We start from the raw sequence: 25,813 nt of genomic DNA, 5'->3' as shown, positions 1-25,813 counted from the left end.
CTTAAATATTATTTTAATATTGTTAATATTCATTATAGTGTAAAACTACTCCTATTTCATCTTACATTTTTTCCCATGATTATAAAACTCTAATTATATATTTATACAAAAAAAAGCATAGAGTCCCATTCCGACTCTATGCTAATAAATCAAATTAGCCTATAATAATTCAATCCCTTTTGGTAGTTTAACAGCAGATAAAATTAGCGTCTCCTTTACTCGATCTTTAGCATAAGAAGAATTGTTTAGTATCTCATGATCAAGATAACCAGGATGACACATGACTTCAACAGATTGACCGTCCTGAACCCGCGTTAAAATCTTATCAAAATAGTCATCCGTTACGCCTTCTCCATAGAAATCATGAAGAAAAACATCTGTAAAAGGAGCAATCCCTTGTAAAGCATTTTCAGAAATGCGTCTAGCACATAAATTATATTTTTGAGCTAACTTCTGTACGACTGGTAAAAATTCAGGAACAGTATGAACATGGTGGTGGCTATCAAAATGAGTTGGTTTCAGTCCCGATTCTAAGAATTTTTCTATTTGTGCAGTCCATTCTCTTTCCAATTCATCTAGTAATATATTTTTATTTTCAAAGAATTCATGTCTACTTTTAAAGTTACCCTTTTCATTAACAAGTGTTGGAACATTATTTAAAAGTGGCTTTCCACAAGTTAAAACAAGATGTATTCCAACTTGAAGGCTTGGATTTTCTTTTGCTAGCTCTACCGCATGACTTACGCCGGGCATATTCATCATCATCGTAGCTGAGTTAACAACTCCATTTTTATGTGCATCAATTATTCCATAATTAATTCCCCTTGAATAACCAAAATCGTCTGCATTAACAATTAATTTAATCATTTAACCTTCACCTCTTTAAAAAATTGAGGTAAATATTTTTTATGTGCTTCTAGCATTTCATCAACAATTTGTTTAGCAACTTGATCAGATGCAACTAACGGGTTAATCGTTAACGCTAGAATTGCCAGTTCATAATCACCTGTTACCGCTGCTTCACAAGCTACTCTTTCAAATGATTTGATTTGTTGAACGAGCCCTCTTACAGAAACCGGTAGATCCCCCATTACGATTGGTTTTGGCCCATCCTTTGTAATGACACAACTAACCTCAACTGCTGAGTCGTTTGGAATACTAGCAATCGAACCATTATTCATCGTATTAACTGGTTGAATATCACCTTTATCATTATAAATAGAAGAAATTAAACGAACGGCTGCATCACTATAATAAGCTCCCCCTCGTTTTTCGAGCTGAGGTGGTTTGATTGATAGATTTGGATCTTTATAAAGTTCAAAAAGATCATCTTCTAATTTTTTAACAACTTCAGCACGGGTCCCTACAGTTTCGGCATTTTTAATATCTTTATCAACCATTTCACGAGTTTTATAATAATAGTTATGATATGGACATGGTAGTGCGTTTAAAGCACGGAGAAACTCAGGTTCCCATCCATATCCTTGAATATTTTTAACAAAACTAGAGTTTTCCGGATTCGTTAATAATTCAATTACTTGATCTTTTACACTTTCGCCGTCAACAAATACATCTAACCCATAAACCATATGATTTAATCCAGCAAAATCAATCCGTACGCGTGAATGCTCAACCTTTAATAATTTGGCAATTCCCATTTCCATTCCAATTGGGACATTACATAAGCCAACTACTTTTCGGTGGTCGGTGTAACGAAGTACCGCCTCGGTAACCATACCAGCAGGATTCGTAAAATTAACTAACCACGCATTTGGACAAAGATCTCTCATATCTTTTACAATATCTAAAATTACTGGAATTGTTCGCAAACCTTTAAATAATCCTCCTGGTCCATTTGTTTCTTGACCAAGTACCCCGTATTTTAAAGGAATTCTTTCATCTTTTGCCCTCGCATCTAACAAACCAACACGAAATTGGGTTGTAACAAAATCGGCATCTTTAAGCGCCTCTTTTCGATCAAGAGTCAAATGAACTTCTACCGGAAGACCTGCCTTTTCAAACATTCGTCTTGCTAATTGACCAACAATCTCTAATTTCTCCTTGCCCTCTTCAACATCTACTAGCCAGAGCTCTCGTAAAGGAAGCTCATTGTACCGCTTAATAAAACCTTCTACTAACTCTGGAGTATAACTTGATCCCCCACCAATTGTCGCAATTTTGATAGTTTTACTCATGCTATGTAACCGTTGCCAAAAAATTATAAAAATCCAAGTATCTACTATTTTTATAGATTTTGTTTACTTCCCTGTTCTACGTGTCCGATTTTGCCGAAGCTACTCTCGTTTGGTATAACACTCCAAGGGCGTAAATTCGGATACAACGAATCCTACATATCAGTAATGACGTCTAAGTGTCAGATTACTAATTTATATCGTGACAAGTTGATCGCTGCGTTTAGATCTCGATCTATTCCATGACCGCATTCACATTTAAAATATCGGTCTGATAGTTTTAAATCATTTTTCTTATTTCCACAACTTGAACACGTTTTAGAAGATGGGTACCATTTATCAGCTTCAACAAATTCAATCCCATATTTTTCACATTTATATTGAATTTGGCGTTTGAATTTACATAAACACTGCTTCGCGATTGCTTTTGACAGGTGCTTATTCTTCATCATTCCTTTGATATTTAAAGTTTCCATTACGATGTGAAATGGTTTGGTTTTCACGATTTCGCTCGTGGATTGATGAAGATGGTCTATTCTGATATTTGACAACCTTCTATATAATAGTTGTATCTTCTTTTCGATTTTTATAATGTTGCTTGTTTTGACGTAACGGTCTCCCTCCTTATTCATTTTATATTTACGAGAAACTTGACGATGCAACCTACGCAGGCGTTTCTCTAACCTTCTAACAGTGCTTGTTTTGTTAATATTTTTCTTTTTGATGCCATCTGAACAAACTGCTAATTCTTTTATCCCTACGTCAATACCAAGTGAGACTTCAGTCATTTCAACTACTGGTTTTAATTCTTCCATTCCTATAGATATATACCAGTATTTCCCGTCATTACTAATTCTAGGATTATAGTATTTTTCATCTGATATAATTTCAGAAGTTACAACCCAACCGACTTTTTCAATCAACACTTTCTTTCCTTTTACTTTTAACTTCACATTATCATTATAAAAAGATGGTTTTGATTTTCTTCTACTTTTGAATTTTGGTTTATCAGCTAACCCTTTAAAGAACTTTTTATACGCATTACAAAGATCTTTTATCGCTTGCTTTGTAATATTATTCGATACTTTATACAACCAAGAAAATTCTTCAGTTTGTTTTAATCTAGTTAATTCTTTTCTTAACATACTATCAGAAATAAATTTCCCACCTGTTTTAAAATTTTCTTTCTGCTTAGCCAATGCCCAATTATATGCCCATCGTGCTGTACCAACTGATTTCCATAATTGTATTTCTTGTTCTTTAGTTGGCTTTAATCTCACTTTCTTCGCAAGTATCATTGTTTTGAACCATTTTCTATGAGTTTGTTCAGTCTCCTTATCTTTTGGGCAAATCCACCTTTCAAATATAATTTCAAATTAATCACCTCATGTAAATTTAAACACAATAGGTGAATTTGATTTAGAACAAATTGTGATATTTTTATAAACTTGTATCAATTTAAATTACCTGTTGTAACCTCCCTTTATTGATTGCTTACTTCTTGCCGCAGTTCAATTATCTCCCTTGCTAAATCTTTAAGCGTCATTGCTGTCATTAAATGATCTTGTGCATGAATTAATAGAATTGGTGTATCAAAATCTTCTCCACCAGCCTCTGCCTGAATCAATTGAGTTTGAAAGCGATGTGCTTGACTAAACTCGCGATCTGCCTCTGAAAGCTTCTCAAAAGCTAGTTCAAAATTCTTTTCTTTTGCTGCATAGATTCCCTCCATTGAAAGACTTCTAGCATTTCCACTATGCAAGATTAACTGAAAGGAAAGGTTGTACAATTCTTCTTTTGTCACTAGAATCACACCCTTTACAAGAATTTAAGAAAACAATACCAAGAGCTTGCCCATAGGCAAGCTTCCAGTGTGTTTACGCAGAATCAAAACTTTTGTAATCTGACTGATTGAAAGCGAGCTCTTTCCAATAGTTTGGGAGCCTGCTAGTTAGCAAGCCCCTTTATGCATTTCTTATTTTGGTGCGCCTTGTTCAGTTTGTAAGTTTTGTTTATCCCACATTCTAAAGAATGGGAAGTAAATTAAAAATGCTATAACAAGATTAATCAATTGCATTGCAGAACCTCTCCAGTTACCTCCAGTTGCTAGCCAACCGCCGATAATTGGTGGAGTCGTCCAAGGAATAGCAATACCATGTGTTTTTGGAGCAAATCCCGTTTTCATTCCTATATATGTGGTTACAACAAGAACTAATGGAGTTAGAATAAATGGAACTAAAAGCAGTGGATTCATTACAACAGGCGCACCGAATGTAATTGGTTCATTAATATTAAAGATACCAGGTCCAATTGATAGCCTTCCTAGTTGTTTTGCATGCTGACTCTTTGCAAATAATAGCATCATAAGAGCAAAACAAATTGTTGCACCAGAACCACCCATGTAGACGAAGATATCAAAGAATTGTTGTGTAACGACATTTGGCATTGCATGATGAGATTGCAGGGCTAAACGGTTTGCATCAGTTGCAGCTAACCATACTGGGCCCATTACACCACCAACAATTGCCGCACCGTGTAAACCAACTGACCATAATAACTGAATTAATAATACAGCAATTAACGCGCCAGCTAATGACCCACCAAGTCTACTAAGTGGATCTTGTAATAGATCTCCAACGACATTGTGTAGAGTTTCATAGTGTGTATTTTCAATTAATAAACGAATAATCCATACTAGGAGAATAACTAAAAATGCAGGGAATAAAGCAACGAATGATTTACTTACACTAGGTGGTACGCCATCTGGCATCTTAATTACGAAGTTCCTTTGAATTACCCATCTATAAACTTCAGTTGAGAATAATGCAATAATAATAGCAACAAACAGACCTTTACTACCTAAAAATGCCATAGGAAGTACGCCGCCTACTTTAATAGCAGCAGTTGCTCCATCTGGAGTAAACATTGTGAAGTATGGTGTTGATAAAATAAATGAGGCAATCGAGATCGCACCAGCATTCAATGCATCTACTTTGTAATGTTCAGCGAGTCGATATGCAATACCAAATCCTGCAATGAGCGCCATTATATCAAATGAAGCACTTACAGGATAAAGAAGTTTTGTTTGCCAAGCTGCACCGAATGTTTTTGCCATAAAATCTGGATATCCGTCAAACGGTAAGAAGCCTAAAATTAAGAAAATAGAACCGACAATAATAAGAGGCAGTGTTAAAATAATTCCATCACGTAATGCTTGCAAGTGTCTTTGACCTGCAATTTTACCAGCAACAGGCATTACTTTCTCTTCTAACATTTGAGTAAAGTTGGCCATCACAAATCACCCCTATATGAAATTATGAACCTATTAAATCGATTGCAAATTTCAGGACCTCTGCTCCTTTACACATCCCGTAATGAACCGGATTGATGGCATCAACTGGTATTCCTTTTTGTAAACCTTCTTTTTTTAATTGTGGGAGTAGGTACCTTACTTGGGGACCTACAAGTAATACATCTGCTTGATCAAGATGATTTTTAACATCATTAGCACCCACTGCCCAAATCCTTGCATCGATTCCTTCAGATTTTGCAGCAGCTTCCATTTTTGTAACTAATAAACTTGTAGACATACCGGCAGCACAACATAATAATATGTTCATTTAATCCCCCTTTCTCTCTAAAGGAAACGCTTACAAGACAATTAAACTTCTACTAACAAGCAGAATCTACCCCTTACCTCTCTCCCTCTAGAATTTTAATCTCAAGAAATATATATTCGCCATTTTGGACATTAGGACAAATATAAAAAATATTTTTTTGCTACTTGAATTCTATAAATTCCTACTCCTAAAGTCGCTTAAAATAAAGCTTTGTACAAGCCTAAAGTATGATATCTTGTCAGACTTAACGGACAGGATTATGTATGTAAACGATCTGAAAAAAGTCTCGTATTTGTAATAAATAATGCATGTATTTTGAACTGAAATGCTAGTTTGGTATTCCTACTATTATTAAATCTAGTAAAAAAGGAAATGGTTATAGCTTATTTCATTTTTCTTTTTTTATCTTCATTATTATTGGGAGAATCTTTAAAGTAAATAGAGGACTTAAGTTACATACTTAAGTCCTCAGAGTGTTGAAATATAAAATGGTCAGTAGGAAAACGGACATTAAATAACATTTATTAATGATGAAATTATCATTTTTCGGGTGATTTATTATAGGTTTTAAAATTTAAAATGTTTGAGCAATTTGATGATTCCAATAACGCTAGTAAGTTTTTTTGAATTCAATTGAATAGTTTATTAATTAATGTTCGATATTATTTGACCTACAATCTGATTAATAAACAACTGATAGGATACTTTAAGTAAAGGCTATTTGAATTGGTTTTATTGGTGACTTTTTTTGGTGAATAAGTTGATTGGAACGGAGGGGTGCTCGACTCCTATGGGATTAGCGGGAAGGCTGAGACCCCGCAGGAACGAACGTGACGAGGAGGCTCAGGTCTCGCCCCATGGAAAGCGAGCATCCTGTAGTGGAAATCAACATCACTCTACTCCTTTACGAAAATTTGGTAATTTAATTGACAAGGCTTTTTTCAACAGTGTGAGAGGACTTAAGTTACATACTTAAGTCCTCATCATTAAAAAAGTGTAAGCTTCAGTCGTAGTTTTCGATTAAGACATTCAATTTCTTAATCTGTTCTTCTACACCAGTATCCGCATTCACGAAAATTTGATATGTGTCGTTTCCTCGTGTTCCTACAAATTCATAGCAAAGTACTTCTTGATTCAATTTATTTAAAATGATCGCTTGACGCTCTTCCATTATTTTTAAGTTTGAATTAATATTATTTCTCGCTTCTTCAACCGATATTTTCGGCTTTGGAATCGTTCTTTTTGTATATGCTGCTAAGTAATTTTTTGATGAAAAACCTATAATACTTCCGTCATCAAGAGCAATCTTCATCGTAACAGATTCAGGATAAATTCTTACACCATCCTGCTTTGTTACGTATGTAAATACACCAATCGTATCATATTGCGAGCTTTCTGTTAGTTCCATATTGGAGAATTTATTACGCTCTAAAAATTTCAGACCGTTAATTGAAGCCTGATTTAAATCGATTTTTTGCCCTTTAATATCACGACGATCAATAACCCAAACTGGATATCCTCCCTTTTCAGTAATATCCATATAAATTTCGCTATTTGTTTTTGGTTCCCGAATTTCTAAGCTATAGTACCGATCTGCTAATTTTTCACCTGTAAGATCAACTTTTATTTGTGCAGTACTATTTAATTCAAGAAACTTTTTTGCAATGTCCTTTGCTTGCTCGGTCGTTATTTTTTCACCTTTTACATTCGAAAGGTTTGTACGATTTACTTTATAATTTGTCAGTGATGGATCTGCATTTGCATCGGAATATGTCATTACATTCCTTTCCACTGTCTTAAATCCATCAATAATTACGTTATTTTTCGGATTTTGATCTTTTGCATAAGCAAGCTCTACATCCATCCAACGTAATTTATTCTCAAATACCATATGCTGAACTTTTCTAATCTCTCCTTGAATATCAGCAGAGTTATCGTATAACTTTTGCAGTGTTGCGTATTCATTTTGAGTCAATGGTTCTTTATCCAAATCTCTTACTGCAGTTCGATAACTAAAATCACCAATATTTGTTAGAAATTCTTCCGTTTTATTAACTGGTAATAGTCTCAAAGGAAGTTGCCCTACGTTAGATCTAGCTTGAGAAGTTAGTCCCCATACTTCAACTAGTGCTGGAGAAAGAGATGACTTTGATTTCATTGCTAAAGTATCCCCAATTTTATCATGTAATAAATCTATTTCATAAGTTAGTTCATGAAATGCCCGTTGATAGTTGTTTTCTGCCTGGATATTGATTTCGTTTTTAGCCTTATGCTCTGTATAACCCCAATATGATGTTCCGATAATTCCAATTGCTAACACGCCTATTGTAGCTTCCTTAATCACTTAAAACACTCCTTTCTTATCGGCAAAATATATGTCTACCAATTTGTTTTATTTGTGGTCTGCTCCAAATCCAAGCACTTGTTGCTGTGTCAGGATTAAAATAATAAAGTGCACTTTCGCTCGGATCCCAACCATTTACAGCATCTAAAACAGCTTTTTTGGCTGTCTCATTTGGTGTTAAATAAATTTGTCCGTCAGACACGGCAGTAAATGCACCCGGCTCAAAAATAACACCAGACACTGTGTTTGGAAATGATGAATTGCTAACGCGATTCAGAATTACTGCAGCAACTGCTACTTGTCCAATATACGGTTCACCACGTGATTCCCCATAAACTGCATTAGCCATTAACTGAATATCATTTTGCGAATAGCCATTCGGAACATTCGATCCAGCACCTGCATTTTCACCTTTTTCATATTTTGTAGCTTTTACTAGCATCGCTTTTGTCTTAGCTCCAACAATCCCATCGACAGGCATTCCGAAATTATTTTGGAAATTCCTAACTGCCCAATATGTGTTGTATCCAAATACCCCATCCACTTTGCTTGTGTAATAGCCGTTGTATTTTAACCGAGACTGTAATTCAATAACATCTTCTCCTGTAGCACCCATTTGAAGTACTTGGCTTGTAAAAGCATTTACATTATTATGTTGAACATTACAAAAGAAACTAACAAATACTATTAGTAAGATCAAAGGACCTTTTAAGAAAACTAGTTTCCTCATTTCAAACCTCCTAAAGTATACTTATCCCTTTTTGTATTTTTTTCAAGAACTCCCAATTTATGTAAACACTTTTAAAATGCAATCAGATTTCTTTCCGAAGTATTAAAATAAGTCAGTTTTTCCCAATAAAAAAGGGCCCTTTTGGCCCGTTTTTATTTTCTATTAAAGGTTATTCCTTCACCATATACTCGATCATAGATTACCCAATCCCAAATATCATTTGAATGTTTTTGAAGTACCCAGTCATACCATGAATGTTCAATCTGACCGTTTGTTAGAACTTTCATTAAAAGTGGTGCAATTTCGTATGATTCTAATTTAAGATTTCCTTTCTCTAAAAATGGCTTCGAATAGTTTCGGATCTTGTCCATTGTATTTTTGTCGTTACTCCAAATCCACATCGGAGTTTCATTATACCAATCTTCTTCTTCACTCTTCTCCACTGGTGCTCCCCACTGCTCGTATGTTGCCTTTTTATCGCCAAATGTTGGACGATGGTCACCATAAAAAAGGACGATTGTAGGATTCTTACGTTTTTTTATTTCTTGCCATACTGAAACGAGAGAATTGCCGCTTTTATAAATCCCACTTGCATAACTCTCCACTTTTCCTTTTAAATCCTCATCCATCGGTACTCCATTAACTTTCATGTTTTCTTCAGGAAAATGGCCTTTACGCCAATCAAAATGATTTTGCATTGTCACAAAAAATACAAATTGGCTCCCTTTTTTACTAATTAATGATAATGCTTTTTTCAAACTACACTCATCTGATAAATATGAACCAAACTTTTCACAAGAAGATAAATCTGCTTCTGACAAGAACTGGTTAAATCCTATGTTAGGATAAACTTCTTTTCGTTTGAAAAATGATGTTTTAAATGGATGAAGGGCTATTGTATCCATACCAAAGTTTCTAACATCTTGAATGAAACTAGGTGATGGCCTATTACCCATTTTTCCTTCTTGGTATGGTGTCCGCTCTTCGAATTTACGTTTTAATTTTAGACTAGTTAATACTTCAAACTCCTCGTTAGCCGTCCGTCCTCCAAATGTATTACTTATTAAAGTTCCATGAATCCCTTCATTTATAGAGCGAAGAGGTGCATTGGGATCAGAGTCCCATTTTAATTTCATGTCATCAAGAATGCTGTAGGCCTCACTTTGAATCACTAAAATATCTGGTAATTGTTTAGGTTTGGAAAGTGGTTTTAAAGAATTGATCTCTTTAATGACCTCATTTTTCACTTCATTAGATACTTGAGGTTCTCCACGCTTGCTATTTACATAAGTTACTAAAAATGCTGGATACATACCATATCTTTCAACACTAGTTTCGTAATTCCAAGGTATATATTCAACATTTGAGTTTTTTACAAAATAAGCATAGCCTTCTTTTGAACCAATTGTAAAAAAGACCCCAAGAAATACAATTAGTAAAAAGCGTAGACTATTTTTCCTTGCAGAAGCATTTCTCCATTTTTTATAGGCAAAAAAAGTCCCTAAAAAAAGAAATGTTATGATTCCAATTAATGCTCCCCATTTGAGAAGAAATGGAAGCTTTGAAAATTGTAAAAAAACGATTGGGTCACGCAGGAAAAATAAGTCGCTTGGATGAAAAGGCTCTCCAGTATATTTTATTTTTTCTGATAGCGCATATGAAAAAATCCCAATTGAACCTACAATCGTAATTAAAATCCACCAAACATTATAGCCTAGAACAAGAAGCCCAATGATTAATACTGATACAACAACTGACACAATCATAAAGTTCCACTTAAAAAAATCCGTGATAATCCAATTCTGATAAAGATTCACATTGTTCTTCCACAAATAATTATGAGACCAAATTACAAGTAAATAGCTACAGACCAATCCGATTAGAATTGGTCCGAGCAAATTAAAACCCTTTTTAATCATGAAGAATCTACCCTTTACAAAATTATAATAATTAACTTTGTTTTTTTCGTTATTACATTAATTTCTCATTCGGTAATGCTTCATCAAGCTGCTTGTATTGTTGAATTAACTTCTCCGTAACTAAAGATTCAAACACTTTAGTAGCACCTTCAATATCGCCAATCTCTGATTTGTATTTCGTTTCAAATCTACTTAGAATACTGCCTTCTTCAAAAATTCCCCATATATTATTCCCACTACCTTTGTAGTCGCTCAATTTAGAAGGTAAGTATGGATTAATATTTTTATAATCCTTCGTAAACGCATCGTTAACAATTAGACAATCGAATTTTGTTGTAAAATTTAAAAACTCTAAAAAGTTAACATATGGATTTACTTTGATATGTTTTTCAATTACTTCTCCCGAAAGTTCATTTGCAAGTGATTTTGGATCAGAAGTAAAAATATGAAGTTTAATTTTATCTCTTAATTCAGGTTTAGTTAAACTAAGCCCTTCAATTATTTCATTTAACTTCCTCGTTTGATAAAACGTACCAAAGTACCCTAAGTTCACTTTGTCTTCATCAATTCTATATTTACTTGCTTTAACGTGATAATATTGCTTCGGTAATGTCGGTTGATTACAAATTTTTGCTTTACTTAAAATGACTTCTTTCATTTCCTGCATTGGGAACATTTCTGACATGTATTTCAACTGATTTTCATTTGTAAAAACAATTTCATCTGCAAATGCATAGGCAATGTATTCACACCAAAAAAACATATTGTTATTTAACGCTAGTGGGAAGTTTTTTTTCTTTAAAAGTGCATTTACTTTTTTATAAAACCCTAAATCAATAATTGCTGACTTCCGTTCATTCCCATGAATATCTAATAGGATCGGATCAGAGAATTCTGCAACCCATTTTACCTTTGGATTTTTTAATTTGTATTCAAATGCTAAAAAATGTGAAGCAGGCCACAGTGCTCGGCTATAGATTTTATGGTATGTTCCATTTTTTCTTTCTTTAAATTTAATTTCCTTAAGAGATTTTTTAATAAAATCTTTCATTGATTTCCATTGTTTAAAACTACTAGCAGAAGATATTTCCATGCGATTATTAATAAAACCGTCTACCATTGCATTTTGTCGATAATCAACTTCCCTTACCTTCGACATATTATTATAAATTACATCCACCACTTCATTATTTTCGATAATACGCTTAGCCATTACAGTTCCACTTGTATCAACGTACGGTGGAAAACAATAAGAAATAATTAAAGAACGCGTCTCTCCATTGTATAACTTAAAATAAGGGAAATAGACGAAACAATGTTTATTTACTTCTTCAATTACTTGTTCTCTCAATTCATTGCTATTGTTTATATATCGATCTATAAATCCGTATTGAGCGTGTATTTTACCTTTAATGAATTGTTGGATTGTTGGACTATTCGTTTCTCCTAGTAAAACATCAAGATTTTTCATTACTTCCAAACGTTCTTTTACATTAAACTCAAATGAGTTTTTACGTCTAGAAACTGAGTTATCTCTTAAAACACGATAATAAATTGCCTGATCTTCTAATGGGACAATCTTTAGATGAAAATGATGCAAAGCAAATAATTTAGTAAAAAACACTACATCTTCTCCACTTTTTAAACCGAGTTCGTAGCGTTGCGTTTTTACTTTCTTTGTTGGTATTAATTTACAAGCATTCATTGTTAAAACACTATTTAAATCAGTATAAGTATAAATTTTAGTATCTAACGCTTTTTTTATTTGAGAGTTAACAGGGTTATTAGGATTACTATTACCTTCTAGATCTACGTCCACAACTTGTGAAATGACAACAGATTCTTCATCAGCATGATTGAATAGTTTTTCAAGAAAGTTCGGTGAAATGTAATCATCGTCGTCCAAGAATGTAATGTATTTTTTTGACGCTTGTTGAATTCCCATATTCCTTGCAGATGAAACACTAGCTTCTTCTGAATGAAGAATGTTAAAGTGATTTATATTATGTTCCTTAATGAAATTCATTAATATCTCTTCGGTATGATCTTTTTCTCCATTGATTATAAAGAACACTTCAAAATATTTTGGTGATAAAGTTTGATTTTTTAATGATTCAATACATTTTCTTATAACTTTTTCACCTTTATATGTCGGGACGATTACGCTAATACCGTTTATTAATTTTTTAAAATGATATTTTGAAAATATTAAGTCTTCCGGGATTTCTTTATTCATTCGTTGGTAAATTTCGATCTTAATTTTTTCAATTTCTTCTAACCTTTGCTGAATTTCAAATTTGTTCAAAACTTACTCACCAACCTCTTATCTTTCTAAAAAGCCATCTTTTAGCTTTCCAATAAAACTGAATTAATCTGCCAAGCTTTGAGTGCATTACTTTTCGATAGCGTTCTTCCATTATTTGAATTTCATTCTCTAGCTTTTCAATATACTTTATATTTTTATATTGCAGCTCTAACGCTGTTTCTTCATTAATTAATACGGTTAAGAACTGTTCATAAAACTGAGACTCTATCTCCAAATTATTTAAATTAGATTTAAGCTTGTTTAATTTTGTAAACCAACTAGGTATTTCTAGTTCATTCTCAATTGTTTCTGCATTTAATGATTGAGTTCTTGGATCGATTGGCATCTTGATGAGTCCTTCCTAATAGCTTGAATACTTTATAATATGCCCTAAATTTGTAGTTTTTTTTCATGAAAAAATGAATTAGAAATCATTTCTTAAAATAAAAAAAGACAATCACCTTATTGGTAAATTGTCTTAAGATACATGGTTATACTATTTTGAATTTAGATTTGGAATTGATTATCCCTTTTAAATTTGCGGGATACATCTTCATATACTCCTGAACCAAACATCACACCTATTAAAATTAAAATAAAACCGACTACTTGAGTTAAAACAATTTTTTCACCTAAAAATAATACCGCACCAATAAGTGAAAAGAATGGATTTAAATTTAAAAATATAGCCGCCTCTGTTGTGCCAACCTTACCAAGAGCAAAATTATATAGCATATGCCCCATAGCTGTTGCAACAACTGCTGATGCAAAAAATACCGCCCAAATTCCTACTGAATGATGCACCATACTAGCCAATCCACCCGGCTCAAGTATTTGGCTAATTCCAAATAATATAATCGAACCCATCACTAGCATATATCCAGTCATTAACCGTGGATCTAAAGTCTTTGAAACTTTTTTAATTAAAACAAAGCTAGATGCTTGAGCTAAGATTGCTAAAAACACATAAAAATCTCCATGCGAAACGCCATGAAAACCTCCTCCGCTCTGGAAGACAATAAAAGCAACACCTGCAAAACCAAATAAAACGCCTAAAATTCTAACAAAGTTCATAGTACTACCTAAAAAGAAAACCGACAATAAGGCTGTTAAAAGCGGCCCCATTCCTAGAATTAGACCTCCGTTTGATGCTGAAGTTTGGGAAAGACCAATTGATAAAAAATAATGGTGTGCAACTACATTCAATAGCATCGCAAAAAATACATACCCAAACTCTTTTTTAGTAAGTAAACGAACTTTTTTTATTAAAAATAAAATAATAAAAACACTTACTCCAGCAGTGAAAACACGAATAGCTGTCATCGTAACTGGCATAAAGTTCTCTACGAGAACTTTTGTTGCAATTACATTAAATCCCCATACCACCATAATACAAAATAAAATGATATAAATTTGTTGCTTCTTCAACTTCCCCACTTCTTTCTACTGGCCTAAATATAAAAAGAGGGAAATTTGCCCTCTTATATTATCATTCAGAAAACTTTTAATTTACTTTTTCTAATATAGTAAATTTTCGACTTTTATTCAAAGTGTATGCTCAGATTCACTAAAAATATGTTCCTTGTTTTTACTAAAAAAATAAAATACTACCTATAGATAAAGGTAGTATTTGTACTATAAAAATATATGAATAGAATCAAGTACCACAATAAGTCTGATAAGGACGATCTGGGTCAGGAGGTAGTGTACAATAATTTATCTGTTCCTTCGATTCAATAAAAGGATTAGAAAGTGCTTTAAGCAATTTCTCCATCACGCTATAATCTCCGTTCTCTACCGCTTTTTCTAATGCTTCTTCTACGCGATGATTTCTTGGGATTACGGTCGGATTATTGTCTCGCATCAGTTGAAGAGATGCTTCATTTGTTTCTGATTGTCTACTTAATCTCTCCTGCCACTGTTTCTCCCACTGTTTAAATTCAGATGATGTAAACAAAGGCATTTCATCTTGAATACCATATGATAATGCTCTGAACGTATTCGTATAGTCGGCTTTATACTTTTCCATTATTTCAAGTAACTCATCAATTAATGACTTATCCTGCTCTTCTTCATTAAATATTCCTAACTTTTTCCTCATTCCTGCAATCCAATTATCTACATAAAGAATAGGGTATTCTGAAATTGCATTCTGTGCTATTTCTAAAGCTTTTTCCTGATCATCATGCAATAAAGGTAATAATGTTTCAGCAAATCGCGCAAGATTCCATCCAGCCATTTTTGGTTGATTTCCATATGCATAACGACCGCGAAGATCAATTGAGCTAAAAACTGTTCCTGGGTCGTATGTATCCATAAATGCACATGGACCATAGTCAATTGTCTCACCACTAATTGTCATATTGTCAGTGTTCATTACACCATGTATAAAACCAACAAGTTGCCATTTGATAATTAAGGAAGCTTGACGTTTAATGACTCCTTGAAGAAGTGAAAGATATCGGTTTGGATCATTTTGATCAATTTCTGGATAATGCCTTTGGATTGTATAGTCAGCAAGTTCTTGAAGTTCATTCACACTACCCCATCTTGAAACATACTGAAACGTACCAACACGAATATGACTAGCAGCAATTCGGGTCATAACTGCCCCAGGTAATCGGGTTTCACGCTGGATTTGTTCACCCGTCGTTACAACGGCAAGACTCCTTGTAGTTGGTATCCCAAGCGCATGCATCGCCTCACTAATAATGTATTCCCGAAGCATCGGGCCAAGTGCTGCACGACCATCTCCACCGCGTGAATAAGGTGTTCTACCTGAACCTTTAAGTTGTACATCAAATCGTTCGTTTTTTGGAGTGATCTGTTCACCGAGTAATAAAGCTCTTCCATCCCCTAGCATATTGAAGTGTGCAAACTGATGCCCTGCATATGCTTGTGCAAGTGCCAATCCACCTTCTGGCACTTGATTTCCGGCAAAAACATTTACACTTTCTTCGCTTTGAAGTGATTGAACATCTAGACCAAGTGATAATGCTACCGGTTTATTTAGAACAACCAATTTCGGTGAACTTACCGGATTTAAATCCTGAGTAGCAAAAAAGAATTCCGGTAATTTTGAATAACTATTATCAAAATTCCATCCTGCATCACTTTTTACATTTCCCTGAGTCATCTTATCCCCCTTTTCCACTTTTTTCTTTTTTATTAATTACTCTCTACATATAACAAAAAAACCATAGATTTTCTATGATTTTGTTTTCACAATCCATTCCTCACGTTAGTTTCTACTCCACAACTTCAATATATTCTAACATTGCCTGAAAAAGGCATAACTTCAATTAGCTGATTTAACAAAAAAAAACGGCTACTTCATAGCAGCCGTTTCTTACCTAATAACCAGTCCTATTATTAATGATATGGTCTTCCTCGAAATTTTAAAATTCCTGTTTATCAACAATCTCTCTATCTTGGCCAACGCCTGATATATCTATAAATTTATTATAAACCCTATCACAAAACTTGATCGCACAATAGCCAAGCAATCCCCCAGAGGTATTTAGTATTAAATCATCCACATCAAAAATTCCTAACTAAAAAACAACTTGAGATGTTTCTAAGCATAAACTAAAAATCAAAGATCGACCGAATACGCCTATGAATGACATCCCTCTATTTTTAGATAAAAGAACAAGAAACATTCCAAATGGGATGAAAGCTACGATATTCCCAACCAAATTACTAAAATCAGGCCAAGATGATAGAGTATTAATATTAATGAATATAGTTTTAAATGGGATAAGATTTCCCATTTTCAATTCGTTTATGAGATTAACAGGATTCCCGAGATTAGTCTGAAGTTGATACGAAAGAAAGGATAGATCTCTCCAGCGGAACTTAAATAGAATGACCCTAATTACTGCATACATATAAAAGACAAATAATGCTGAAACAAAAATTTTGTTCATTAATTTTATTATTTTCATTCCGCTAAGCTATCCTCCTTAAGATTTGTTGAGTTATGAAATACAGTTACAAACACACCATCCATGTTGTTGCCTGATATTTCATAATGAAGATTGGTTGGCACCTGAATGTTCATATTTTTAGTAACTGGATAATAAGATATTTCGTATTTTTCGCCATTTATAGTAACGGAAATAGACTTTTGTTTTTTTAAGAAATCTAAATACTCTTCTAAAGAAAAATTCTTTTCCTCCATAATCACACTATGTGGCAATCCAACATAACGAATATGCCAAGGTTCATACTGAATGCCTGTAATTGACGTTTTATCCTTTGGATAGCGTATAATAAAGCCGTATTTCCAAGCATTTTTTTCTAGCCACTTACCTTCAGGTGCCTCATTCATTTTCATTTCGGTAGATCCAACATCAAGAGATAGACCCAAATTGTGTTCACTACGGCCGGCGGGCAAGGCATAGTCAGATCCCATCTTTTGATAAAGTGCATTTTGCTCATCAAAGTCTCGGAAGCCACTATTAATTGTAAAATGGTGAACCCCTTCTTTTTTAGCAACAACAATCATCTCCGAAAAGTTACGGGCGACATCCTCTGACAATTCAATTTTAGTATCAAGCAATTCGTATTCCTTTTTCAATTCTTTGTAAGTAAATAAGTTTACAACATCTGATTTTATACTTTCTTGGTGCACAGGATATTTTTTGTTAATCAAGAGTAAGTTTCCTTTATAGACCATTTCTTTTGTAATGCTCTTCGTTTGGAAACTTTCAGCAGTCTCTTTGTGATCTAATTGTTCATTATTAATTTTTTTATATCTTTGAATCTCTACTTTATCTTGAAGAGACGTTCCCTTATTAACGAATGTAAAGCTCAGGCAAATTACTAAAAACACTAAAAATCCCCACTTCTTCATTTTCACGTTCCTCCTAATTCTGATTGATTCTAGAATAGGAAAAACTTTTTAAATAAAAAGTAGGGTAAAATTTAAATTTTTCTTAAATTCTTTATGAAACTTTTAAACTTGGTCAATTTGGACACTTTCCTGCGGTAATCGAACTTCAAATACAGTACGGATTATACTACTGTCGGCCGTAATTGTTCCATTATGTTGCTCTACAATATTCTTTGCGATGAATAAACCAAGACCCGTGCTATCTTCTTGATGCGTCCGTGCTTTGTCACCGGTATAAAACATATCAAAAAGAAATGGAAGTTCCTCCGGAGGAATACAATCTCCATAATTAACAATCTGAACAATCACTTCTTTTGCATCAACAAACCCGTTAATATCTACAAACTGACCATCATATCCATAACGATTTGCATTCGTTAAAAGATTTTCAAACACACGAGCTAACATCTCTCCATCAGCCAAAATAGGTAAATGAGGCGGAAGATTCATTCGAGCAATCAAATTATTTTTCTCGAAAACTGGGTACAATTCTTCTTTTAATTGGAAAAGTAGACCACTTAAATTAATTTCCCTTTTTTCAAGTGGTATCATCCCATAGTTCATTCTAGTTATTTCGAATAATTCATCAATCAGTTTTTCTAAACGCTGAGATTTAGTAAAGGCAATCGTTAAAAAATGTCTGATTTGTTCCTTAGTTAACTTCTCATCCTTAAGGATTAAATCTAAATAACCTAGCACAGAAGTTAGCGGAGTACGCAAATCATGTGCCAAATTTACAACTAACTGTTCTTTACTGTTTTCTGAAAAATCGCCTCTTTGTACGGCTTCTTCTAATTTTTCACTTGCTAGATTAATTGCTTGTGCAATATCTCCAAACTCATCATTTGATTGAATCGAAACCCGATGTTTAAAGTTGCCACCAGCAAGATAATGAATGCCGTTTGATATTTCTTGAAAATATGTAGAATAAGGCTTAGTCAGTAAATAGAAAAACAATATCGAAAGTGGGATAAATAGAAATAAAAAGAAGTTAACGTCTCCAATACTCTGTATGAATCGACGAAGCTGAGCCAAGGGGTCACCGTAACGAACCATCGTATGATAATAAATCTGTAATCCTTTAAAAATTATGTAGGTTATCATACCAGCCAGAGTCATACTTAAGCCAAATAATACGATGATTTTAGAACGAAAACCGTATATAAATTTAGCCATTGAATATATACCCCACTCCCCAAACTGTTTTGATTAACTTATTTTTCCGCTTATCTTCTCCGAGTTTTTTCCGCAAGGTGCGTATATGTACCATTACGGTATTACCACCTTCAAAGTATGCATCACCCCATACCTGCTGAAAAATATTTTCTACACTAAAAACTTTCTTTGGATGACTGGCTAATAAATACAAAATATCAAATTCTTTCGGCGTTAGCTCGATGTTTTCACCATAAAGCTTAACTGTACGTTGATCAGGGGAAATCATTATTTCACCAAATTCCAAGATACCTTTATGATCATCTACTTTTGGTTGGTTCAACTTCATAAAGCGCCGCAATTGAGCATTCACACGTGCAACCAATTCAATCGGGGTAAATGGTTTCGTTATATAATCATCTGCCCCAATGACCAGACCTTGTACTTTATCGAAATCAGATGTTTTAGCACTCAAAAATATTATCGGCATGTTATACCGCTCACGAATGAGCCGAGTTACTTCATATCCATCCATTTTCGGCATCATAATATCCAATATTAATAAATCAATCGACCCGGTCTCGACTACACGAACTGCCTCATGTCCATCCGAAACTTTAATAACATGATATCCTTCTTTTTCTAAATGTAATGCTACCAGATCAGCAATCTCCTGTTCATCATCCGCTATTAAAATAGATATAGGTTTCATCTTTTCCTCCTATTTATCGTTACATTCAGTGGATGATTATCCAATTAAATATCCTAACGATGATTTCTCTAAAAAGATTTGAATTAGCAATGTGAGTTACCGCTAGCTTTAGTTGCCCAATAAACTTTAGGCTCTGTCTTATTTTCTATTATTTCCTCTTATTCTTCAAGAATATGGTCTATTTTGGAATAAGACTTAACTTTTTCAAAATTCTTTAGACATAAAAAATACCTCTTTAGATCATCACATCTAAAGAGGTATTTCTTCACTTTCTTTTAAATTCCACACTTCAACTGAACTTGGCAATTATCACATGTATTACAACCACCATGTTCAACTACAGTACCTGCTAAGCAGATTGGACAAGTGTCGCCGTTTTCTACACCTACGTTACCTGTTTTAGCTTGAGTAGTTTCATCAGTATCGTTTTTCGTTGCAGCTTTACTATTTTCAACTGTTTCTAGTTCTACATTTGTTAAATCATTTTCTTCATTTGTTAGCGATAGTACTTGGGCATCACGTGAACCGTCTACATAAACAGTCCCGCCTTTTGCTCCACCTTTGTGTAATCTTTCATACACTTTTGCTACTTGTTCAACAGAATAACCTTTAGGAGCATTAACTGTTTTACTTATTGAAGAATCAATCCATCTTTGGATAATACATTGAACATCAGCATGCGCTTCTGGAGAAAGGTCCATTGTTCCAACAAATTGTTCTGGAAGATGTTCAATCATCTCATAAACGTTTTCTTCATTTACTTCATATCCGTTAGCTTCTAACCATTCTAGTGCGATATCAGCTACAACTGGAATAAATTTACCTAAACGTCCTGAACGGAAGTATACGAAGTTGAAATAAGGCTCAAGTCCAGTGCTGACATTCATCATCGTTCCAGTACTTCCCGTAGGAGCAATTGTTAGTAAGTGCGAATTACGTATCCCATTTTCTAAAACAGCTTCACGAATTTCTTCAGGCATTTTTTTCATATAGCCTGAGTTAATAAAACGTTCGCGTCCATCTTCAAAAGTCGATAAGAACGGGAATTCTCCCTTTTCTTCCGCTAAATCAATTGAAGTTTTATAAGCAGTAGTTGCAATCACTTCAAAAATTTCATCAACTAATTTGTTGCCGGCTTCTGATCCATAAACTAGGCCACAACGGATTAGTAAATCATGTAATCCCATCACACCTAATCCAATACGGCGTTCACCTTTTGCTTGCTTTGTATTCTCTTCTAGGAAATATGGCGTAGCATCGATTACGTTATCTTGCATTCTTGTTCCGATTTGAACAGTTTGCTTTAACTTTTCCCAGATAACTTTGCCATTTTCCGTCATTTCGGCTAAGTTAACAGCTGCTAAGTTACAAACAGAGAATGGAGCAAGTGGTTGCTCTCCACAAGGGTTTGTTGCAACTACTTTTTGACCATACGATACAGCGTTCGTCATTTTATTTGCATTATCTAAGAAGAAGATGCCTGGCTCAGCAGAATAAGTTGCACACACATTGATTAAATCCCAAAGTTCTTTTGCTTTTATAGTGTGGTACGTTCGTACACCATATCCACGGGCAGCCCATTCACGTACATCTCCACATTCCTGCCATTCTTGATCATAAATTAAACGCATTTCATCATCATAGTTTTCTAAATCTGGGAATTGAAGCTTGTATTCTCCATCATTTTCAACTGCTTCCATAAAATCATCCGTTAAACAAACAGATATATTTGCACCAGTTAAAAACTCTGGGTTGTGAACTGAATACTTACCACCATCATTAAGCAGTTCTTTTGCCTGTTCTATTTCAGGTGTATTTAATTTCCCTTCAATTGTTGCAATATGAATTAATGCTTCATAAGCTGCTTTTTCAGTTGCACTAATTGGCTCGAACTTTAATTTACGCTCTACTTCTTCACGAATTAATTTCGATTTTGTAGTTTGCGCAATATAGCGTAAAACCTTTGGATTTTGGTTCTTTGATACGATAAACTCTACAATATCAGGATGGTTGACGTTCATCATAATCATTTGCGCACCACGTCTTGAACCACCTTGAATAACTAAATTAGTTAATTCAGATAAATCATGTAACCAAGAAACTGATCCGCTTGAGCGTCCATTCACACTATATACAATTGCATCGCGAGGACGTAAAGTTGATCCATTTGTTCCAACGCCACCACCACGTGACATAATTTCCATTACCTTCTTACGGTGCTCACCAATCCCATCACGAGAATCGTGGATATGAGGCATTACATAACAGTTAAAGAATGTTGTTGAAGCGCCTGTACCGGCACCAGCCAAAACACGTCCCGCTGGTACAAAAGTTTTGTTAGCTAAAATTTCATAAAACATATCTTTTACTTCGGAGAATTTTTCTGGAGTTTCTGCAGATGCAAGCCCACGTGCCACACGGTCTGCAATTTGTTCGTAGAAGATTTCAAGTGGTTTGTCTACTTTATTAAATGCAACTGTAATGATTGCTCCGTCTTCAAACTGAGAATCTAATTGAACAGTTACTTCTTCCTGACTATTGTCAATAGCAATTACTTCACCATAACCACGACGAGGAAACTTTGGATCATCCTTATATGTTAGTACAACTAGGTCACCTACACCTAATGTAACAAGCTTAATATCTTTAAATGCGTATCGATCTAACATTACCGTTCTAGATACACCTTTAAAAGTTGTTTTATGCATTTTTTGATCAATAGGTGTAATCATTGGAAAATGCATTATGTCTTGATTTAATTTCTGTATATTCGCAGGTAATTCAGCATCAATTATTGTATTTATCATCACCTGTTCCTCCTCGCAAAAGATTATATCGATTTTACCATATATCGATATATAGGTGTTTTCTTTATTTTCAACACCCATATGTAGTATTTATCCCGTCTCAACAAGATATAAATATACCGAGTTAAGAAGTAAAAGTCAATGTAAACGACTGAAATAAACTTATTTAAATTTGCTCTATTTCCCACAAATTTCATTGACAAATAAAAATTTTACTACCTGATGTTTAAAAATAACTACAAGAATTCCTTACTCATAAATAACCTTCAATAGAAAGATTGTTCATATATTTTTTTAAATAAGCATGCTAATTTCTCTATTAAATAGTGTACAATTTATAGATATTAAAGAATGGAGAAAACACATGGTAACTTGTAATGAAACGAGAGTCATTAGAACAAATTTAGTTCTTCCCAATGATGTAAATAGTCATAACACTTTGTTTGGTGGAAAATTAATGAATGACTTAGATATAATCGGAAGTATATCAGCAATGAAATTCTGCCGATCTTCAATTGTAACTGCTTCAACTGATTCAGTGGACTTTCTTCACCCGATCACGATGAAAGATTCGGTCGCATTCGAAAGTTATGTAACTTGGACTGGTACCTCATCGTTTGAAGTATTCGTTAAAGTAACTGCAGAAAACTTAAAAACGGGTGAGGAGAAAATCGCAGCAACCGCCTTTTTAACTTTTGTTGCCTTAGATCAAGATGGAAATTTAGTTAAAGTTCCACAAATTGTTCCCGAAACTGAGGAAGAAAAATTCTTATATCAAGGCGGAGAAGAACGCGCAAAAATCCGTAAAAATAGAAGACTTAAAAGTAAGGAATTAGCAGACTTTTTTTACAAAAAATAAAAAATGGGACGACAACTGTCGTTCCCATTTTAGTTTGTAGACATAGTACATTAAACTTGAAAATTATACAGTCATTTTCCAACTAGATAACGCTAACCACTCTTCTCTTTCCTTATATTCTGGAATTATTTTACCTACAAGTCGCCAAAAGGACCTGTCGTGATTCATATGAACCATATGGCACATTTCATGAACAACTACATAGTCAATCACCTTTTGCGGTGCCATTGCTAATTTCCAATTAAATGTTAGTTGCCTTTTTGAATCACATGTCCCCCAGTTTGTTTTACTATCAGTAATACGAATAGACGACGGCTTTACTTTAAAATTGCTTTGATACTTCTGAATACTTTTTTCAACTATTGCTTTAATTTGTTGATAATAAAATCTTTTAAGTGCCTGTTTTATTCGTTCATCCTCTAGTTGTTTTACAATAATATTTAGCCTATTTCCTTCAAAAACTACCTGATCTTGTTGAATACTTTCATCGTGTGAAATTTGGATAGGATATGAATTCCCTAAATAAAGAAATGTCTCACCAAATTCATAAGTCCGTTCTTTTGGACCACGAAGTCGCTCCTTCATTTCATTTGATTTTTGAAGAATCAACTCCCAGTTAGCTTCTAAAACTTCAATGACACTTTGATCAGATGCATCTTTAGGAGCCTGAACCTCAACATTTCCATAAGCATCTATATAAATACCGATCGATTTTCGCTTTTTATACTTTATATTAAAATTAATTGTTTCGTTTAAATATGTATGTATCATTTTTTATCACCTATAATATAATTAACCTTTTAATTACTTTTCTTAATTTCCAATCCTTAAACTTAGCTACCTTATATAGTATACAATAAAAGAAGCTTAAGTTTTTCAAAGTAAGCTTCTTACTCAAGTTCACCCTACATTTGAATAGCGCCAGTTGAAGTTTCAAACCGATTATGATTTAAAAGATCTAAGTTTCGTTCAATATTTTTGGATTCTCGAAAACTAATTGCCCATAAACCAGCCTTCAGCATCCAACTACTTGGACGTGCGACCATGTTACCAATCGATGCAACCTCATTATCATGCACTTTAATTATCCCTTCCCACTCACCTTCACTAGCTGCAGCAAGCTTTTTCGCAAAATCCCAGGCATAATTTCGTGACTTTTCTAGGCTAAAGTTTATTATTGCCTTTGAAGCTTTTGGATCAACGTGATCTAAAAATCCAATCCACGGCGAAATTCGATCCATGTCATCCCTTACCTCGTCCACTAGTGACGCCAAAATACTATTTATTATCATAAAGTCATTGTAAAGAGATAAAATATCAGAGCCTTGACATACCTTTGCAGCTGCTACTCCTAGATCCAAATTAATATGAGCATTAATGCCAAGCAATAAATGCTGTAACAAAATAGATTGACGTTTTTCAGCGTGACGAAACGCCAATTGCCAACTGAGACTTAAAGGTTCCCCATTTAAGTAATTTTTAAGTGCTTTTAAATAGAAGTTTGCAAAATTCACATCCAGACTTTCCATTCTTGCTCCGTCTTCGAACTGATTAGTTAAAATTCCATCTTTCACTTTAATCGTTACCAATCGATATAAAGAAGCAAAATAACCTAGTTTATTTTTTGTTTTATTACTCATTGAAATAATCTCATCTAATTGTTCAATTACATCATCGATTGTACTTGCGTTCCCTATTTGCTTTGACAAACTATTCATTACTCACTCTCCTAAAATTTTGTGACAAGTATGTTGAATTAGATTTGTTAATCAATATGCTATTAGTGTTGAAAAGATACTTTTAATAGTAGGGCTATCTTTTGATATTCAGTTTGTCTTTTGAGAATTCCTTCGTTATTGCGAATACCTCATAACTTTGCTTAAATAACAAAAAAAGAGCGACTCATCATGAGTGCTCTTTTTATTTATTTTTGACCAATATTTTTTAACCAAATATCGATTGCTTTTATAGAGTAAAATGTTTTTCCCTCAATTTTAATGATAGGCATTGGATTTTTGGTATTTTTATATTGATTTAGTAATGATGTTAGCTCACTTTCCGTGAGACCTAAATACATTTGTAAATCTACTTCATTTATTAATTCCGAATTACGCGTTAAATCTTTATTATTCATTTCAATTTGTTGATTTCTTGTAATACTATCTAATGAATTAGAGATTAATCTTGCACTTATTAAAAAGCAAATACTAAAAAAAATAATAGAAATAACTAATAAATTGTTCTTGTATTTCAAAAACATTCTCCTTATTTAA

General features: G+C 33.7%; 22 protein-coding genes. 1 reads left to right on the top strand and 21 read right to left on the bottom strand.

The window, feature by feature from the left end; genetic code table 11:
- Positions 1-159 precede the first annotated feature (159 nt).
- The 18 genes from chbG to AN960_RS05635 all read right to left on the bottom strand — a co-directional run bounded on the left by chbG (position 160) and on the right by AN960_RS05635 (position 22,681).
- Positions 160-867, bottom strand: coding sequence for a chitin disaccharide deacetylase (gene chbG, locus AN960_RS05725; RefSeq protein ID WP_056468124.1), 708 nt, complete (start codon positions 865-867; stop codon positions 160-162).
- On the bottom strand, positions 864-2,195 hold the full coding sequence (locus AN960_RS05720; protein ID WP_056468121.1) for a 6-phospho-beta-glucosidase: 1,332 nt from the start codon (positions 2,193-2,195) through the stop codon (positions 864-866). Before AN960_RS05720 ends, chbG begins: the two co-directional genes overlap by 4 nt.
- 179 nt (positions 2,196-2,374) lie before the next feature.
- Positions 2,375-3,490, bottom strand: coding sequence for an RNA-guided endonuclease InsQ/TnpB family protein (locus AN960_RS05715; RefSeq protein WP_056468120.1), 1,116 nt, complete (start codon positions 3,488-3,490; stop codon positions 2,375-2,377).
- A 185-nt stretch (positions 3,491-3,675) separates the two neighbouring features.
- On the bottom strand, positions 3,676-3,996 hold the full coding sequence (locus tag AN960_RS05710) for a PTS sugar transporter subunit IIA (protein WP_056468118.1): 321 nt from the start codon (positions 3,994-3,996) through the stop codon (positions 3,676-3,678).
- Positions 3,997-4,167: 171 nt separating this feature from the next.
- Positions 4,168-5,484, bottom strand: a complete 1,317-nt coding sequence (gene celB, locus AN960_RS05705; RefSeq protein ID WP_056468115.1) for a PTS cellobiose transporter subunit IIC — start codon at positions 5,482-5,484, stop codon at positions 4,168-4,170.
- 22 nt (positions 5,485-5,506) lie between these two features.
- A complete protein-coding gene (locus AN960_RS05700; protein WP_025671987.1) occupies positions 5,507-5,812 on the bottom strand; it encodes a PTS sugar transporter subunit IIB in 306 nt (101 codons plus the stop codon).
- Positions 5,813-6,815: 1,003 nt separating this feature from the next.
- Positions 6,816-8,156, bottom strand: coding sequence for a germination protein YpeB (gene ypeB, locus AN960_RS05690; RefSeq protein ID WP_056468109.1), 1,341 nt, complete (start codon positions 8,154-8,156; stop codon positions 6,816-6,818).
- A gap of 16 nt (positions 8,157-8,172) precedes the next feature.
- Positions 8,173-8,886, bottom strand: a complete 714-nt coding sequence (gene sleB, locus AN960_RS05685) for a spore cortex-lytic enzyme (RefSeq protein WP_056468108.1) — start codon at positions 8,884-8,886, stop codon at positions 8,173-8,175.
- Positions 8,887-9,038: 152 nt separating this feature from the next.
- On the bottom strand, positions 9,039-10,805 hold the full coding sequence (locus AN960_RS05680) for an LTA synthase family protein (RefSeq protein ID WP_082459382.1): 1,767 nt from the start codon (positions 10,803-10,805) through the stop codon (positions 9,039-9,041).
- A 52-nt stretch (positions 10,806-10,857) separates the two neighbouring features.
- Positions 10,858-13,110 (bottom strand): glycosyltransferase, encoded by a 2,253-nt coding sequence (locus AN960_RS05675; protein ID WP_056468104.1) that lies wholly within the window; start codon positions 13,108-13,110, stop codon positions 10,858-10,860.
- 7 nt (positions 13,111-13,117) lie between these two features.
- A complete protein-coding gene (locus AN960_RS05670; RefSeq protein WP_056468102.1) occupies positions 13,118-13,456 on the bottom strand; it encodes a hypothetical protein in 339 nt (112 codons plus the stop codon).
- 161 nt (positions 13,457-13,617) lie between these two features.
- Positions 13,618-14,538: a DMT family transporter gene (locus AN960_RS05665; protein WP_056468099.1), complete on the bottom strand. Its 921-nt coding sequence runs from the start codon at positions 14,536-14,538 to the stop codon at positions 13,618-13,620.
- Positions 14,539-14,767: 229 nt separating this feature from the next.
- Positions 14,768-16,246: a protein adenylyltransferase SelO gene (locus AN960_RS05660; protein ID WP_056468097.1), complete on the bottom strand. Its 1,479-nt coding sequence runs from the start codon at positions 16,244-16,246 to the stop codon at positions 14,768-14,770.
- 418 nt (positions 16,247-16,664) lie between these two features.
- Positions 16,665-17,057 carry a VanZ family protein gene (locus AN960_RS05655; protein ID WP_056468094.1) on the bottom strand — a complete coding sequence of 131 codons (393 nt, stop codon included), beginning with the start codon at positions 17,055-17,057 and terminating at the stop codon, positions 16,665-16,667.
- Positions 17,054-17,968: a VanY-A/VanY-F/VanY-M family D-Ala-D-Ala carboxypeptidase gene (gene vanY, locus AN960_RS05650; protein WP_056468091.1), complete on the bottom strand. Its 915-nt coding sequence runs from the start codon at positions 17,966-17,968 to the stop codon at positions 17,054-17,056. Before vanY ends, AN960_RS05655 begins: the two co-directional genes overlap by 4 nt.
- Before the next feature lie 102 nt (positions 17,969-18,070).
- Complete coding sequence (locus AN960_RS05645) at positions 18,071-19,183, bottom strand: HAMP domain-containing sensor histidine kinase (RefSeq protein WP_056468088.1); 1,113 nt, start codon at positions 19,181-19,183, stop codon at positions 18,071-18,073.
- Positions 19,176-19,874 (bottom strand): vancomycin resistance response regulator transcription factor, VanR-F/VanR-M family, encoded by a 699-nt coding sequence (vanR, locus tag AN960_RS05640; RefSeq protein ID WP_056468082.1) that lies wholly within the window; start codon positions 19,872-19,874, stop codon positions 19,176-19,178. The genes AN960_RS05645 and vanR overlap by 8 nt, the downstream gene beginning before the upstream one ends.
- A 275-nt stretch (positions 19,875-20,149) precedes the next feature.
- The gene (locus tag AN960_RS05635; protein ID WP_156339628.1) at positions 20,150-22,681 is read right to left on the bottom strand and encodes a vitamin B12-dependent ribonucleotide reductase; all 2,532 of its coding nucleotides are present in this window, start codon (positions 22,679-22,681) and stop codon (positions 20,150-20,152) included.
- Between the two features lie 364 nt (positions 22,682-23,045).
- On the opposite strand from AN960_RS05635, the gene AN960_RS05630 reads away from it, so the two are divergent.
- The gene (locus AN960_RS05630; RefSeq protein WP_056468078.1) at positions 23,046-23,540 is read left to right on the top strand and encodes an acyl-CoA thioesterase; all 495 of its coding nucleotides are present in this window, start codon (positions 23,046-23,048) and stop codon (positions 23,538-23,540) included.
- A gap of 63 nt (positions 23,541-23,603) precedes the next feature.
- Here the strand turns inward: AN960_RS05630 and AN960_RS05625 are convergent, their stop codons facing one another.
- From AN960_RS05625 to AN960_RS05615, 3 genes are all read right to left on the bottom strand, one after another.
- Positions 23,604-24,311 carry a M48 family metallopeptidase gene (locus AN960_RS05625; RefSeq protein WP_056468075.1) on the bottom strand — a complete coding sequence of 236 codons (708 nt, stop codon included), beginning with the start codon at positions 24,309-24,311 and terminating at the stop codon, positions 23,604-23,606.
- Positions 24,312-24,445: 134 nt separating this feature from the next.
- Complete coding sequence (locus AN960_RS05620; RefSeq protein ID WP_056468073.1) at positions 24,446-25,258, bottom strand: DUF5995 family protein; 813 nt, start codon at positions 25,256-25,258, stop codon at positions 24,446-24,448.
- A 206-nt stretch (positions 25,259-25,464) separates the two neighbouring features.
- On the bottom strand, positions 25,465-25,794 hold the full coding sequence (locus AN960_RS05615) for a hypothetical protein (RefSeq protein WP_056468072.1): 330 nt from the start codon (positions 25,792-25,794) through the stop codon (positions 25,465-25,467).
- Between the last annotated feature and the right edge of the window lie 19 nt (positions 25,795-25,813).

The organism is Bacillus sp. FJAT-25509 (genome assembly GCF_001420605.1).
In the GTDB taxonomy this organism is placed as follows: domain Bacteria; phylum Bacillota; class Bacilli; order Bacillales; family Bacillaceae_G; genus Gottfriedia.
The sequence above is the reverse complement of the archived record's forward strand: the minus strand, read 5'-3'. Positions and strand labels throughout refer to the sequence as shown.

Coding starts and splice junctions, on each gene's coding strand:
- AN960_RS05700 (WP_025671987.1), bottom strand. CDS start 5,812: ATGAACATATTATTATGTTGTGCTGCCGGTATGTCTACAAGTTTATTA.
- vanR (WP_056468082.1), bottom strand. CDS start 19,874: ATGAAACCTATATCTATTTTAATAGCGGATGATGAACAGGAGATTGCT.
- AN960_RS05635 (WP_156339628.1), bottom strand. CDS start 22,681: ATGATAAATACAATAATTGATGCTGAATTACCTGCGAATATACAGAAA.
- sleB (WP_056468108.1), bottom strand. CDS start 8,886: ATGAGGAAACTAGTTTTCTTAAAAGGTCCTTTGATCTTACTAATAGTA.
- AN960_RS05630 (WP_056468078.1), top strand. CDS start 23,046: ATGGTAACTTGTAATGAAACGAGAGTCATTAGAACAAATTTAGTTCTT.
- chbG (WP_056468124.1), bottom strand. CDS start 867: ATGATTAAATTAATTGTTAATGCAGACGATTTTGGTTATTCAAGGGGA.
- AN960_RS05660 (WP_056468097.1), bottom strand. CDS start 16,246: ATGACTCAGGGAAATGTAAAAAGTGATGCAGGATGGAATTTTGATAAT.
- AN960_RS05715 (WP_056468120.1), bottom strand. CDS start 3,490: ATGATACTTGCGAAGAAAGTGAGATTAAAGCCAACTAAAGAACAAGAA.
- AN960_RS05620 (WP_056468073.1), bottom strand. CDS start 25,258: ATGAATAGTTTGTCAAAGCAAATAGGGAACGCAAGTACAATCGATGAT.
- AN960_RS05670 (WP_056468102.1), bottom strand. CDS start 13,456: ATGCCAATCGATCCAAGAACTCAATCATTAAATGCAGAAACAATTGAG.
- AN960_RS05625 (WP_056468075.1), bottom strand. CDS start 24,311: ATGATACATACATATTTAAACGAAACAATTAATTTTAATATAAAGTAT.
- vanY (WP_056468091.1), bottom strand. CDS start 17,968: ATGAAGAAGTGGGGATTTTTAGTGTTTTTAGTAATTTGCCTGAGCTTT.
- AN960_RS05655 (WP_056468094.1), bottom strand. CDS start 17,057: ATGAAAATAATAAAATTAATGAACAAAATTTTTGTTTCAGCATTATTT.
- AN960_RS05645 (WP_056468088.1), bottom strand. CDS start 19,183: ATGGCTAAATTTATATACGGTTTTCGTTCTAAAATCATCGTATTATTT.
- celB (WP_056468115.1), bottom strand. CDS start 5,484: ATGGCCAACTTTACTCAAATGTTAGAAGAGAAAGTAATGCCTGTTGCT.
- AN960_RS05680 (WP_082459382.1), bottom strand. CDS start 10,805: ATGATTAAAAAGGGTTTTAATTTGCTCGGACCAATTCTAATCGGATTG.
- AN960_RS05720 (WP_056468121.1), bottom strand. CDS start 2,195: ATGAGTAAAACTATCAAAATTGCGACAATTGGTGGGGGATCAAGTTAT.